The organism is Acidovorax sp. (assembly GCF_046294525.1).
In the GTDB taxonomy this organism is placed as follows: Bacteria; Pseudomonadota; Gammaproteobacteria; order Burkholderiales; family Burkholderiaceae_C; genus Acidovorax.
Genome location: NZ_JBKBKQ010000006.1, coordinates 69,455 through 83,346, shown reverse-complemented (window position 1 = coordinate 83,346; position 13,892 = coordinate 69,455). Strand labels below are relative to the sequence as shown.

Sequence of the window (13,892 nt, the reverse complement as noted above, 5' to 3'; positions counted from 1 at the left end):
CTACGGGCGTTTTGCGCTACTAAAAATATAGTAGCCGGTGCGTGCTTGGTTACTTGACAGCGCGGATCTTGTCCAGCGTGGCCTTGCCGAACTGCTTTTCAAACTCGGCGTTCACCGGCGCCAGCGCAGCCACGAACTTGGACTTGTCGGGGTTGTCCACCACCGTCATGCCCTTGGCCCGCAGGTCGGCCACACCCTTGGCATCGTCTTCGTCCACGCGGGCGCGGTTGGCCTTGGTGCCTTCCTTGGCGGCGTCGATGAAGGCCTGCTTGTCAGCGGCCGAAAGCTTGTCAAATGCACCCTTGTTCATCACGAAGATGGCGGGCGAATACACGTGGCCCGTCAGCGTCAGGTGCTTTTGCACCTGGTCAAACTTGGCCGAGATGATCACGGGCAGCGGGTTCTCCTGGCCGTCCACGGTGCCTTGCTGCAGGGCGGTGAACACTTCGGGGAAGGCCATGGGCGTGGTGATGATGCCAAAGCCCTTGTAGGCGGCGATGTGCACGGGGTTTTCCATCGTGCGCATCTTCAGGCCCTTGAGGTCTTCGGGCGCGGTCACCGAGCGCTTGCTGTTGGTCATGTGGCGAAAGCCGTTTTCGGCCCAGGCCAGGGCCTTGAAGCCCTTGCTGTCGAACTTGGTCAGCATCTCCTGACCGATGGGGCCGTCCAGCACGGCACGGGCGTGGGCCTTGTCGCGGAACAGAAAGGGCACGTCAAAAATGCGCGCCTCGGGAACGAAGTTGGGCACGGGGCCGGTGGAGCTGAAGGCCAATTCCTGTGTGCCCAGCTGCACGGCCTCAATCGACTCGCGCTCGCCGCCTAGGGCGCCGTTGTAGAAGGTCTGCACCTTGTAGCGGCCACCGGTGCGGGCCTCGACTTCCTTGGCAAACGTGTCGATGGCAATGCCCTGGTGGGAGTTCTGCGCCGTCGAGATGCTGATGCGCATGGTGGTCTGCGCTGCGGCGGTGGCCACAAAGCCGAGCGCTAGGCCCAGGCTGACGACGAGTTTGGTCAGTTGCATGCTGTCTCCTGTTGGAATGGGTGGGGCCGCACCGTGGGACGCGCCCGGGGAAGAGTGATGGCACAGCGTGCCAGTCGCTCAGAAATTATGGGGGTGCGCCACAGGCCAGGGCATCGGGGTTTGTGCTGGTAAGCGTGCTTACTAAAAGCGGGGTGTCAGCTTACTGTCATGCTGGGCGCAAAGCATTGTTGGTGCGCGAGCGGGCACCGCAACGCCAAGGGCCCCGCGCTGGCGGTAACCAGCCGGGGCCTTGTCAATTTGTGCGCTCCGGTAAGAGCGCCTTGATGGAGTAAGTATGCGCCTCGTGGCTAAGATGAATTTGCTGTTTTCGCTTTCATTTTGATGAAATGCAGAAAAATTTTCTGTGCATGTGCTTTTGTGTGAATAATCCGGCCGATGGACCGCTTGGACAGAAAAATACTCGCTGTGCTGCAGGGCAACGCCCGCGCCAGCCTGCAAGAGATTGGCAACGCGGTGGGCCTGAGCCCGTCGCCTTGCTGGGGCCGCATCAAAAAGATGGAAGAGGCGGGCGTCATTCAGGGCTACACCGTGCGCATCAACCCGCAGGCGCTGGACTTGGCCGACACGGTGCTGGTGCAGGTCACGCTCGACAGCCATTCAGACAACACGCTGGAAAAGTTTGGCGAGACGCTGGCCAGCATTCCTGAAGTGATCGAGGCGCACCTTGTGTCGGGCGACTACGACTACCTGCTGCGCATCGTCGTCAAGGACACGCGCGACTATGAGCGGCTGCTGCGTGAGAAGCTCTACAAAATCAAAGGCATTCGCCACAGCCGGTCCAGCTTTGTACTGCGCACGCTGAAAAAAGCGGACCTACCGCTGGGATGAATTTTTAGTCAAATTGGCCTCTAGCGCTTGATGGATAAGCGCTGAAAGCTATTGAAAGAGTAGCAAAAACCGTAGTGATCACGAGGCGTGCCAGCAGTTGCTGGCCCGTCAGCGTGCGGAGCCCGCCACCATGAACCTGCGTTTTGTCGAAGCCTTTTATTGGGTGGCGTCTCTCAAGAGCGTCACGCGCGCCGCCGAGAAGCTGTTCCTCACCCAATCGGCCATGTCCAGCCGCATTGCTGCGCTGGAGGAAGAGTTGGGCGTGCTGCTGCTGGACCGGCGCGACAAGCACTTCAAGCTCACCGTGGCGGGCACGCGTTTTCTGGTCTACGCCAAGCGCATGTTGGAGCTGCAGCGCCAGGTCAAAGCCGAGATGGGGTCGGGCGGGCCGCTGGAGGTGTCGATCCGCGTGGGGGCGATCGAATCGGTGCTGCATTCGTGGCTGATTCCATGGGTGGAGCAGCTTCGCAAGGACAACCCCCTGTTGGAGCTGGAGCTGACCGTGGAGCCCACGCCTGTGCTGCTCGACCAGATCCGCCGCGGCACGTTGGACGCGGTGTTTGCCGCCTTGCCCGCATCGGCCGACGGCATCCGCAGCCAGGCGCTGGCGCCCATGGAGATGGTATTTGTGGGCAATGCGCAGCAGCACCGCAAGCGCAAGTACACGCTGGCGGATTTTGCGGGCACGGACATCCTGACTTTTCAGCGCGGCTCGCAGCCGCACGTGTATTTGCTGGACACGTTGCGCCATGCTCAGGTGGAGGCACGCTGCGTGCACACCATCTCATCCATCTCGGCCATGGTGCAGCTGGTGCAGGGCGGTTTTGGCGTGGCCACGCTGCCGCGCCTGGCCGTGCAGCGCATGCTGGCGTTTCCGGACCTGCGCGTGCTGGCCTGCGACACGGCCCTGCGGCCACTGCCTATCCACGTGAGCTACCGCGAAGACCCTTCGTCTCCCGCGATGGAAGCCGTCGTGCGATCCGCGCTCGGCTTCATCGACGCGCAGCAGCCGCCTGCCAAGGTGCGCACCGCGCGCACCTGATGCAACACGCGGTGCGGTGACAGCGCGGGTGTGCACCGCAAGGGTGCGCGCTGCAGCGGCTTGCCGCAGCGATGCCGTGTGCGGCACGCTGCGCACCACATCACGCGCCAGCAAAGGCCGAACACATGGCTCGCAGCGCTCCACCTGCGTCCAGGTCATGGCCACCGGTTCCACATACCGTCGGGGATTACCCTGAAATAGAGACTCCGGGTTAACCCTTGGGCACCAGCATGGTTCACTCTGCCCCAATGAAGTGCATCGAGAAAATCGATGAGCTGAGAGAAATTTTTTGAATTTGCCAGCACCCTGTGCAGACCAACACAATCCGCCCAACGTCATGCCATTGACATGTCTCAATGCAAGGAAAAACGGTGGAATCAGTTCAAGAAAAAGCGCTGGCAGTGTTCGGTGCCGAGGGCATCAACAACCCCGGCCACGTGCGCAGCGTCATCCGGCAAGGCGCCTGGGCGTCGCACACCAGCGGCCTGGCGCACGGCCGGGTGCAGGGCAACCTGGTGATCCTGCCCGAAGTGCAGGCGGGTGACTTTCTGCGCTTTTGCCAGCGCAACCCCAAGCCCTGCCCGGTGCTGGCCGTGAGCGAGCCCGGCCAGACGGCGCTGCCATCGCTGGGCGAAAGCATCGACATCCGCAGCGACGTGCCGCAGTACCGCATCTGGCGCCATGGCGAGCTGGCGCAGGAGGTCGGCGACATCACGGCCCTGTGGCGTCCCGACCTGGTCACCTTCGTGCTGGGCTGCTCGTTCTCGTTCGAGGCCGCGCTGCAAGAGGCCGGCATCAGCCTGCGCCACATCAACGAAGGCAAGAACGTGGCGATGTATCGCACCAACATTGCCACCGAACCCGCCGGCCCGTTTGGCGGCGCGATGGTGGTGTCCATGCGGCCCATGCCCGCGGCCGATGTGATCCGCGCCGTGCAAGTCACCTCGCGCTTTCCCAATGTGCACGGCGCGCCCGTGCACATCGGCGACCCGGCCCTTATCGGCATTGCCGACATCGCCAGCCCCGACTACGGCGACGCGGTGGCGCTGCTGCCCGACGAAATCCCCGTGTTCTGGGCCTGCGGCGTCACACCGCAGTCCGCCATCCTCAACGCGCAACCAGCGTTCTGTATCACCCATGCCCCCGGTTGCATGCTGGTTACCGACCTGCTCAACCACCAGCTCGCCAGTTTCTGACCCTGCCCATTTGAACCCCCACTTTCACAGGAGCCTCACCATGAAGAAGATCGTTCTCTCCGCCTGCCTGGTCGCCGCCTTTGGTGCCAGCGCCGTCCACGCCCAGACCAAGTGGGACCTGCCCACCGGCTACAGCGCCAACACCTTCCAGACCGTGAACGTGCAGCAGTTCGCCAAGGAGGTGGACGATGCTACGCAGGGCAAGCTCAAGATCACGCTGCACCCCGCCGGGTCGCTGTACAAGGCCAACGAAATCAAGCGCGCCGTGCAAACGGGCCAGGTGCCTGCGGCCGAATTCATTCTGTCCGGCGCGGCCAACGAGAACCCGCTGTATGGCGTGGACTCGATCCCCTTCCTGACCAAGTCCTATGCCGACGCCTACCGCCTGTACCAGGTGGCGCGGCCCGCGCAAGAGAAGCTGCTCGCATCGCAGGGCATGAAGCTGCTGTTCAGCGTGCCCTGGCCCGGCCAGTCGCTGTACTCCACCAAGCCCGTGCAGACGCCCGCCGACTTGGCCGGCACCAAGATGCGCTCGTTCAGCCCGGCCACCACGCGCATCGCCCAGTTGCTCAAGGCCCAGCCCGTCACCATCCAGCTCACCGAACTGGGCCAGGCGCTGGCCACCAACACGGTGAACAACTTCCTCACCTCGTCCGCCAGCGGCGTGGAGAGCAAGCTGTACGAGCAGGTGAAGTACTTCTACCCCGTGGCTGCCTGGCAGCCGCGCAATGCCACGGTGGTCAACCAGAAGGCCTTTGACAGCCTGGACAAGGCCACGCAGGACGCCGTGCTCAAGGCCGCCGCTGCGGCCGAGAAGCGCGGTTGGGAAACCAGCGAGCGACTGGACAAGGAATTCCTCAAGGAACTGGCTGCCAAGGGCATGACCATTTCTGAGCCTTCGGACGCGCTGAAGAAGGAGTTCGCGTCGATTGGCGAGACCATGACCGAAGAGTGGATCAAGTCGGCCGGACCGGACGGCAAGGCCATCATCGACGCCTACCGCAAGCCCTGACGCGCCGAGATGCACGCTGAGGGCGCGAGGCCGGCCCCCACCGGCCTGGGCCCCGGCGTGTGATGACAGACAGCCCAGGCAGCCCCTTCGCGACCTGGCACGGAGCAGCTCCTTTCGCAGCACAGCGCTCCGTTTTCTCTCCCTCATTTCTTTTCGCAAGCGACCGTCAGGAGATCGCCATGGACCAGTTCGTCCGCAATTTGTACCGGTGCCTCATCGGCCTGTCGTGCCTGTCCATGGTGGCGGCATTTCTGATCGTGGTGCTGAGCATTCTTTCGCGCCAGATCACTTTCATCAACCTGCAGGGCCTGGATGCGTATGCCGGCTACGCGATTGCCGCCACCTTGTTCTTTGCCTTGCCCACCACGCTCCTGCACGGCGACCACATCCGCGTCACGCTGGTGCTGGACCGCCTCTCGGCCCGGGGCCGCGCCGTGATGGAGTGGGGCGGCCTGCTGGCGGCGCTGGCGCTATCGGTCTACACGGCCTGGTACGCCATCCGGCTGGTGTGGCTGTCGTACATCACACACGACGTGTCCGCAGCCGCCGATGCGTCGCCTTTGTGGATACCGCAGCTCAGCATGGCCATTGGCTGCATCGCGTTTGCCATTGCCTTCGGCCACGCCATCGTGGCGCGCTGGCAGGGGCGTGAGTGGTTCCTGGCCGGTTCCCAGGCTGCCACCGAATAAGCCGCCTGTCGGCACAACGGAGTTTCATCATGGATATGGTTATTGCCCTGGTGCTCGTCGTGGCACTGTTTGCGGTGCTGGGCGCCGGGTTATGGATCGGGCTGGCGCTGCTGGCGGTGGGGGTGATCGGCATGGAGCTGTTCACCAATCGTCCGGTGGGCGACAGCATGATGCTCACCATCTGGGGCTCCAGCTCGGCCTGGACGCTCACCGCGCTGCCGCTGTTCCTGTGGATGGGCGAGATCCTGTTTCGCAGCAAGCTGTCGGACAACATGTTTAAGGGCCTGGCGCCCTGGCTCGACCGGCTGCCCGGCCGCCTGCTGCACACCAACGTGGTGGGCTGCACCATCTTTGCCGCCATCTCGGGCTCGTCGGCCGCCACCTGCGCCACCATCGGCAAGATCACGCTGCCCGAACTCAAGCAGCGCGGCTACCCTGACGCCATGGCCGTGGGCACGTTGGCCGGTGCCAGCACGCTGGGCCTGCTGATTCCGCCCTCGATCATCATGATCGTGTACGGCGTGGCGGCCAATGTGTCCATTGCCAAGCTGTTTCTCGCGGGCGTGATCCCCGGGCTGGTGCTGGCCCTGCTGTTCATGGGCTACATCATGGTGTGGGCCCTGTTCAACAAGGACAAGGTGCCTGCGGCCGACGCCCGCATGACGCTGCTGCAAAAGATCCACGCCGCGCGCCACCTCATCCCCGTGGTCACGCTGATCGCCCTGGTGCTGGGCGGCATCTACAGCGGCATTGCCACCGCGACCGAAGCCGCAGCGTTGGGCGTGGGCGGTTCGCTGCTGATGGCGCGCATTGAGGGCTCGCTGACCTGGGAACGGTTCAAGGACGGCCTGGTGTCGGCATGCCGCGTGTACTGCATGATCGGTCTCATCCTGGCAGGCGCCGCCTTCCTCACGCTGGCCATGGGCTTCATCGGCCTGCCGCGCCACCTGGCCGAATTCATCGGCGCGCTGCAGCTTTCGCCGTTTGCGCTGATGCTGCTGCTCATCGTGTTTTTTATCGCGCTGGGCTGCTTTCTGGACGGCATCTCCATGGTGGTGCTCACCATCGCGGTGTTGCTGCCCACCGTGGAGGCAGCCGGCTTTGACCTGGTGTGGTTCGGCATCTTCATCGTGCTGGTGGTCGAGATGGCGCAGATCACACCGCCGGTCGGCTTCAACCTGTTTGTGCTGCAGGGGCTGACCAAGCGCGAAATTACCTGGATCGCGCGCACCGCACTGCCGCTTTTCATGCTGATGATGGCTGCCGTGCTCATGAGCTACTTCGCGCCGGACGTGGTGCTGTGGCTGCCGCGCCAGATGCAGGGCTGACCCCAGTCAATTCGCCCTCCCAAGTCTGCACAGGAGTTTCCTCATGAAGACCTTTGTGTTGCTGGCCGCGCTGGTCGTGGCCCCGGTGGTGCACGCCCAGGCGGTGTGGAAGCTGGCCACTGGCTATCGCGCCGAGTCGTTCCATACGCGCAACGTGCAGCAGTTCGCCGCTGAGGTGGAGCGCGCCGCGCAGGGCGCGTTGCGCATCGAAGTCCACGCGAACAACAGCCTGTTCAAACTGGCCGAGATTCCGAATGCCGTGCAGCAGGGCCGTGCCGAAGCGGGCGAAACCATCATGACCAGCCTGGTGGGCGACATGCCCATCGCCGGGGCTGATGCCGTGCCCTTTGTGGTGCGCACCTATGCCGACGCGCGCCGCATGTGGGATCTGCAGCGCCCGCTGATCGAGGGCCACTTCGCCCAGCGCGGGTTGAAGGCACTCTACGCAGTGCCCTGGCCGCCGCAGGGCCTGTTCTCCATCGCACCGGTGAAGTCGGCGGCGGACTTCAAAGGCACGCGTATGCGCACCTACAACCCCGCCACCGTGCGCATTGCCGAGCTGCTGGGCGCCACGCCGGTGGATGTGCCCATGGTGGAGGTGAACCAGGCACTCGCGGCGGGCAAGCTCGACTCCATGATCACCTCGGCCCTGACCGGCGTGGAAAACCAGGTCTGGGGCCAGATCAAGCAGTACTACGGCATCAACGCCTGGTTCCCCAAAAACATCGTTTTTGTGAACCAGAAGGCGTTTGACGCGCTGCCGCCGCCGGTGCGCCAGTCCGTGACGCAGGCCGCCGCCGAGGCCGAGTCCCGCGGGTGGGCGCTGAGCGAATCCATTGCGCAAGAGTCGGTGGGTGAGCTGCAGCGCAAGGGCATCCAGGTGGGCCGTGCGCCTGCCGAGCTGGACGCCGAACTCAAGCGCCTGGGCGAACGCTTCTCGCGCGAATGGGTGCAGTCCGTGGGCAACGAGGCCAACAAGATTTTCATTCCTTACTACTTCCAGCGCTGAGGCCGGGGCGCCGTTCCGTCCCATCGCCGCGCCTTTTCCTCATTTCGTACTTACTTCCTTCTCGACAGGGTTCAACACCATGCAAACCACATCCAACCCCCATGGCAGCCGCTGGCAGTTCTGGATCGACCGGGGCGGCACTTTCACCGACATCGTCGCCAAGCGGCCCGATGGCACGCTGACCACGCACAAGCTGTTGTCCGAGAACCCTGAGCAGTACAAGGATGCGGCCGTGGCGGGCATTCGCCACCTGCTGGGCCTCGCGCCCGGCGAACCGGTGACCCCAGACCTGGTGGAGTGCGTGAAGATGGGCACCACCGTGGCCACCAACGCGCTGCTGGAGCGCAAGGGTGAGCCCACGCTGCTGGTCACCACCCGCGGCTTTCGCGATGCGCTGCGCATCGCGTACCAAAACCGACCGCGCCTCTTTGACCGCCACATCCAGCTGCCCGAGCTGCTGTACACCGAAGTGGTGGAGGCCCGAGAGCGCATGGGCGCGCACGGCGATGTGCTGCAGAACCTGGACGAGGCCACCCTGCGCGGCGACCTGCTGGCCGCCTACGGGCGCGGCCTGCGCAGTGTGGCCATCGTGTTCATGCACGGCTACCGCTATGCGCAGCATGAGCAGGCTGCCAAGCGCATTGCCAGGGAGGTGGGCTTCATGCAGATCAGCACCTCGCACGAAACCAGCCCCATGATGAAGTACGTGAGCCGGGGCGACACCACGGTGGTGGATGCCTACCTGTCGCCCATCCTGCGCCGTTATGTGGAGCAGGTGGCCAGCGAGATGCCGGGCGTGCGCCTGTTCTTCATGCAGTCGTCCGGCGGCCTTACGGATGCGGGCACCTTTCAGGGTAAGGACGCAATCCTGTCCGGCCCGGCCGGAGGCATTGTGGGCATGGCCCGCACGGCGGGACTGGCCGGGCACCAGAAGGTGATCGGCTTTGACATGGGCGGCACGTCCACCGACGTGAGCCACTACGCTGGCGCGTTCGAGCGCGAGTTTGAAACCCATGTGGCCGGCGTGCGCATGCGCGCCCCCATGATGAGCATCCACACCGTGGCGGCGGGCGGCGGGTCGGTGCTGAGCTATGACGGATCGCGCTTTCGCGTGGGGCCAGAGAGCGCGGGCGCCAATCCCGGCCCGGTGAGCTACCGCCGCGGCGGCCCCTTGGCTGTCACGGACGCAAACGTAATGGTCGGCAAGGTGCAGCCGCGTTACTTCCCCAGCGTGTTTGGCCCCGCCGCCAACGAAACGCTGGACGCTGCCGCCGTGCGTACGCGCTTCGAAGAGCTGGCTGCGCAAACCCATCGCAAACCTGAAGAAGTGGCCGAAGGCTTCATCCAGATCGCCGTGCAGCAGATGGCCAACGCTATCAAGAAAATCAGTGTGGCGCGCGGGTATGACGTGACGCGCTACACCCTGCAGTGCTTTGGCGGCGCGGGCGGCCAGCATGCGTGCCTGGTGGCCGATGCGCTGGGCATGTCGCGGGTGTTTGTGCACCCCTTGGCCGGTGTGCTCAGCGCCTACGGCATGGGCCTGGCCGACCAGACCGTGATTCGTGAGCAGGCGGTGGAAATGCCGCTGAACACCAGCGCGCTGCCGCTCATTGCCGACAAGCTGGACACCCTGGGCGCCGCCGCGCAGGCCGAGCTGGAGCGCCAGCAGGTCAGCACCAACCCCGTGCAGGTGCGGCACAACGTGCACGTGCGCTACGAGGGAACGGACTCTGCCCTGGTCGTGCCCTTTGGCGACATGGCGGCCATCCAGTCTGCGTTTGAGGCAGCCTACCGTCAGCGCTTTGCCTTCCTGATGGCCGGCAAGGGCCTGGTGGTGGAGGCTGTGTCGGTCGAAGCCATGATTGCAGGCGACGCCCCCGCCGAGCCGCGTCTGCCCGTGCACCCGGAGCGCAAGGTGCCGCTGCGCGAGATCGTGCAGATGTATTCCGACGGCCGCTGGCGCGACGCCAGTCTGGTGGTGCGCGAAGACCTGCGCCCCGGCGACGTGATCGCAGGCCCCGCCATCATTGCTGAAAAGAACACCACCACCGTGGTGGAACCCGGCTGGTCTGCGCGCCTGACCGACCTGGACCACCTGGTGCTGGACCGCGTTACCGCCCGCAAGCTGCAGTATGCCGCCGGCACCACGGTGGACCCGGTGCTGCTGGAAGTGTTCAACAACCTGTTCATGAACATCGCCGAACAGATGGGGTTGCAGCTGCAGAACACGGCGTACTCGGTCAACATCAAGGAGCGCCTCGATTTCAGCTGCGCGCTGTTCGATGCCGCAGGCAACCTGATTGCCAACGCGCCCCACATGCCGGTGCACCTGGGCTCGATGGGCGAAAGCATCAAGACCGTGATCCAGGAGAACAGGGGCAAGATGCACCCGGGCGACGTGTACATGCTCAACGACCCGTATCACGGGGGCACGCACCTGCCGGACGTGACGGTGATCACGCCTGTGTACGTGGCCGAAGGCACAGAACCGACCTTCTACGTGGGCAGCCGCGGCCACCATGCCGACATCGGCGGCACCACGCCTGGGTCCATGCCACCCTTCTCCACGCGCATCGACGAAGAGGGCGTGCAGCTCAACAACGTGAAGTTGGTGGACCGGGGCATTCTTCTGGAAGAAGAAGTGCGCAACCTGCTGGCCACCGGCGGCGGCACCACGCCATACCCCAGCCGCAACCCGCAGCAGAACCTGGCCGACCTGCGCGCGCAGATCGCCGCCAACGAAAAGGGCGTGCAAGAGCTGTCGAAGATGGTGGACCAATTTGGCCTGGATGTCGTGCAGGCCTACATGCGCCACGTGCAGGACAACGCTGAGGAATCCGTGCGCCGCGTGATCACGCAGCTCAAGGACGGCCAATTCACCCTGCCGCTGGACAACGGCGCGCAGATCAGCGTGTCGGTCAAGGTCAACGTGGCCGAACGCAGCGCGGTCATTGACTTTGCAGGCACCAGCCCGCAGCAGATGAACAATTTCAATGCCCCGCGTGCCGTATGCATGGCGGCCGTGCTCTATGTGTTCCGCACGCTGGTGGACGACGACATCCCGCTCAACGCCGGGTGCCTCAAGCCCCTGCAGGTGATCATTCCGCAGGGCAGCATGCTCAATCCCAACCCACCGGCCTCGGTGGTGGCGGGCAATGTGGAGACCTCAACCTGCATCACCAACGCGTTGTTTGGCGCCCTGGGCGTGATGGCGGGCAGCCAGCCCACCATGAACAACTTCACCTTTGGCAATGCGCAGTACCAGTACTACGAAACCATTGCGGGTGGCAGCGGCGCGGGCGCAGTGCTGGATGCCTCCGGCCGGGCGGTGCGCGGCTTTGATGGAACCAGCGTGGTGCAGACGCACATGACCAACTCGCGCCTGACCGACCCGGAGGTGCTGGAGTTCCGCTTCCCGGTGGTGCTGGACAGCTACGAGATCCAGCGCGGATCGGGCGGCGCAGGGCGGTGGGCGGGGGGCGATGGCGGCGTGCGGCGCGTGCGCTTCCTGGAGTCCATGACCGCCAGCATCCTCTCCAACGGCCGCCTCAATCCGGCCTTTGGCATGGCCGGCGGCCAGCCGGGCCGGCCGGGCGCCAACCGCGTGCTGCGCGCCAATGGCCAGGTGGAAGAGCTGGGCCACATCGGCGCGGCGCTGATGGAGCCCGGCGATGTGTTCGAGATCGCTACGCCGGGCGGCGGGGGCTTTGGCCCCTGCGAGGGTTCGGGCGAGTTGCGCGAACCGGAAAAAGCGGCCGAAGCGGCCATGTCATGACGCAGTGGCACACAGCTTGCTGGTCGTTCCGCACGTTGCCCACAAGGCTTTTTCGATGAACAGGAAATCACCAATGAACTCTGTGCCCGCTGTCATTTCCGTGCCCGCGCACCCTGCGTCGCAGGCCGCGCAATCTGACCCGTCCACACCGGCTGGCTCCGCACACCCCTTGCGCCGCACGCTGTCGGTCGGCCAGAAGCTGGCCGCCAGCTTCGGTCTGCTGGGACTGGCGGTGGCCCTGCTGGGCGCTACCACCTGGCTCACGGGCGAGGACACCGAGCGCCAGGCCGCGCTGCTGGCCCGCGAGCAGCTGCCCATCGAGCGCACGGTGCGTGACTGGAAGACCCAGTCCGTCACCATCGGCCAGATTGCGCTGCGCGCCACCATCTCGACCGATGTGTTTCCGCTGCTGGCCGAGATGCGCGAGCGCCTGGCCGCCGAGGACTCCACACGCCAGCGCATCGAGCAGGCGCTGGCGGGCGCGTCCAATGCCCGCAGCACCGAGCCGCTGTGGAAAGAAGCCCAGGCCCAGCGCCAGCAGTACGCGGCGCTGCGCGATGCGCTGATGCAGGACGCGCTGGAGTCCAAGGTCATCAGCCAGAAAGCGCTGCAGGAACACGCCGCCGCGCTCACGGCCTACCTGCAGACCATCGACCGGCTGCTGGAGGCGTCGGAGCAATCGTCGCTGGCGGCGGCCGACGCCATGATCGCCGGTGCCAGCCGGGCGCAATGGATCAGCGCCATCGCGGTGGCCGTGGTGGTGGCCTTGTCGGCACTGTTCGGCTGGCTGCTGCGCCGCTCCATCGTGCAGCCCTTGCGCGAGGCTTCCGAAGCGGCGGCCACGGTAGCGCGCGGTGACCTCACCGTGCGCATGCAGACCGGGCGCAGCGACGAGATCGGGCAGCTACTGACGGCCCTCAACAAGATGGTGGAATCGCTGCACTACGTGGTGACCGAGGTGCGCGATTCCGGCGAGTCCATCCACGTGGCCAGCTCGGAGGTGGCGGCCGGCAACACCGACCTGAGCGCCCGCACCGAACACGCGGCCAGCAACCTGCAGCAGACGGCGGCCAGCATCGCCCAGCTGGCGCAAATGGTGGCCGCCAATGCCGACAGCACCCGCCAGGCCAACGACCTGGCCGTGAACGCCACGCAGGTGGCCAGCAAGGGCGGCGAAGTGGTGAGCCAGGTGGTGCGCACCATGGAAGAGATCAACGCCAGCAGCCAGAAGATTGCCGACATCGTGGGCATCATCGACGGCATCGCGTTCCAGACCAACATCCTCGCGCTGAACGCGGCCGTAGAAGCCGCCCGCGCGGGCGAGCAAGGCCGGGGCTTCGCGGTGGTGGCCAGCGAGGTGCGTGCCCTGGCCGGCCGCAGCGCCAATGCCGCCCGCGAGATCAAGGCGTTGATTTCCGCCAGCGTGGAAAAAGTGAGCGACGGCGCGAAGCTGGTGGTGGCGGCCGGCTCCACCATGGGCGACATAGTGCAAAGCGTGGAGCGCGTGACCACGCTGATGTCCGAGATCAACGCCGCCAGCAGCGAGCAAAGCACGCAGATCGGCCAGGTGAGCCAGGCTGTGGACCAACTGGACCACATGACCCAGCAAAACGCCGCGCTGGTGGAGCAGGGGGCTGCGGCAGCGCAGAGCCTGCAGGATCAGGCGAATCGACTCGCGGGAGCCATGGGGCAATTTCAACTCGCCAGGGCTACCTGAGTTCACCGGGCATTGAGCCGGTGCCTAGCACTAAAACCGTTCACGCTGGGCTTGTCGAAGCGCCGCGTGGGGCACAGGCAAGCTCAGCCCGAATGGTTGTGTCTAGTTCGAAGGACCCGGCTCACCAACCGTTCGCCCTGAGCCAGTCGAAGGGCTCCCCCAAACTCGCCAAGGCTTCGACAGGCACAGCCCGAACGGTTTGGGTAGGTCTCGGTTGAGGCAACGAATTGCGATAAAAAAGGCCTGCAACGCAG

The 13,892-nt window shown here is 65.0% G+C and carries 10 protein-coding genes; 9 read left to right on the top strand and 1 reads right to left on the bottom strand.

Annotated features, from left to right (window positions below; genetic code table 11):
* Positions 1 to 49: 49 nt before the first annotated feature.
* Positions 50 to 1,021: a TRAP transporter substrate-binding protein gene (locus tag ACK4HJ_RS08470; RefSeq protein WP_409829892.1), complete on the bottom strand. Its 972-nt coding sequence runs from the start codon at positions 1,019 to 1,021 to the stop codon at positions 50 to 52.
* A 396-nt stretch (positions 1,022 to 1,417) separates the two neighbouring features.
* Here ACK4HJ_RS08470 and ACK4HJ_RS08465 point away from each other — a divergent pair, with 396 nt between their 5' ends.
* The 9 genes from ACK4HJ_RS08465 to ACK4HJ_RS08425 all read left to right on the top strand — a co-directional run bounded on the left by ACK4HJ_RS08465 (position 1,418) and on the right by ACK4HJ_RS08425 (position 13,638).
* Positions 1,418 to 1,870: an Lrp/AsnC family transcriptional regulator gene (locus ACK4HJ_RS08465; protein ID WP_409829890.1), complete on the top strand. Its 453-nt coding sequence runs from the start codon at positions 1,418 to 1,420 to the stop codon at positions 1,868 to 1,870.
* A 130-nt stretch (positions 1,871 to 2,000) separates the two neighbouring features.
* A complete protein-coding gene (locus ACK4HJ_RS08460; RefSeq protein ID WP_409829887.1) occupies positions 2,001 to 2,912 on the top strand; it encodes a LysR family transcriptional regulator in 912 nt (303 codons plus the stop codon).
* A gap of 401 nt (positions 2,913 to 3,313) precedes the next feature.
* On the top strand, positions 3,314 to 4,108 hold the full coding sequence (locus tag ACK4HJ_RS08455; protein WP_409830102.1) for a putative hydro-lyase: 795 nt from the start codon (positions 3,314 to 3,316) through the stop codon (positions 4,106 to 4,108).
* A 40-nt stretch (positions 4,109 to 4,148) separates the two neighbouring features.
* Positions 4,149 to 5,120: a TRAP transporter substrate-binding protein gene (locus tag ACK4HJ_RS08450; RefSeq protein ID WP_409829884.1), complete on the top strand. Its 972-nt coding sequence runs from the start codon at positions 4,149 to 4,151 to the stop codon at positions 5,118 to 5,120.
* A gap of 179 nt (positions 5,121 to 5,299) precedes the next feature.
* Positions 5,300 to 5,809, top strand: coding sequence for a TRAP transporter small permease (locus ACK4HJ_RS08445; protein ID WP_409829881.1), 510 nt, complete (start codon positions 5,300 to 5,302; stop codon positions 5,807 to 5,809).
* 29 nt (positions 5,810 to 5,838) lie between these two features.
* On the top strand, positions 5,839 to 7,137 hold the full coding sequence (locus tag ACK4HJ_RS08440; protein ID WP_409829878.1) for a TRAP transporter large permease: 1,299 nt from the start codon (positions 5,839 to 5,841) through the stop codon (positions 7,135 to 7,137).
* Positions 7,138 to 7,180: 43 nt separating this feature from the next.
* On the top strand, positions 7,181 to 8,146 hold the full coding sequence (locus ACK4HJ_RS08435) for a TRAP transporter substrate-binding protein (protein WP_409829876.1): 966 nt from the start codon (positions 7,181 to 7,183) through the stop codon (positions 8,144 to 8,146).
* Between the two features lie 79 nt (positions 8,147 to 8,225).
* Positions 8,226 to 11,921, top strand: a complete 3,696-nt coding sequence (locus ACK4HJ_RS08430; RefSeq protein ID WP_409829874.1) for a hydantoinase B/oxoprolinase family protein — start codon at positions 8,226 to 8,228, stop codon at positions 11,919 to 11,921.
* Between the two features lie 73 nt (positions 11,922 to 11,994).
* The gene (locus ACK4HJ_RS08425) at positions 11,995 to 13,638 is read left to right on the top strand and encodes a methyl-accepting chemotaxis protein (protein ID WP_409829872.1); all 1,644 of its coding nucleotides are present in this window, start codon (positions 11,995 to 11,997) and stop codon (positions 13,636 to 13,638) included.
* Positions 13,639 to 13,892 lie beyond the last annotated feature (254 nt).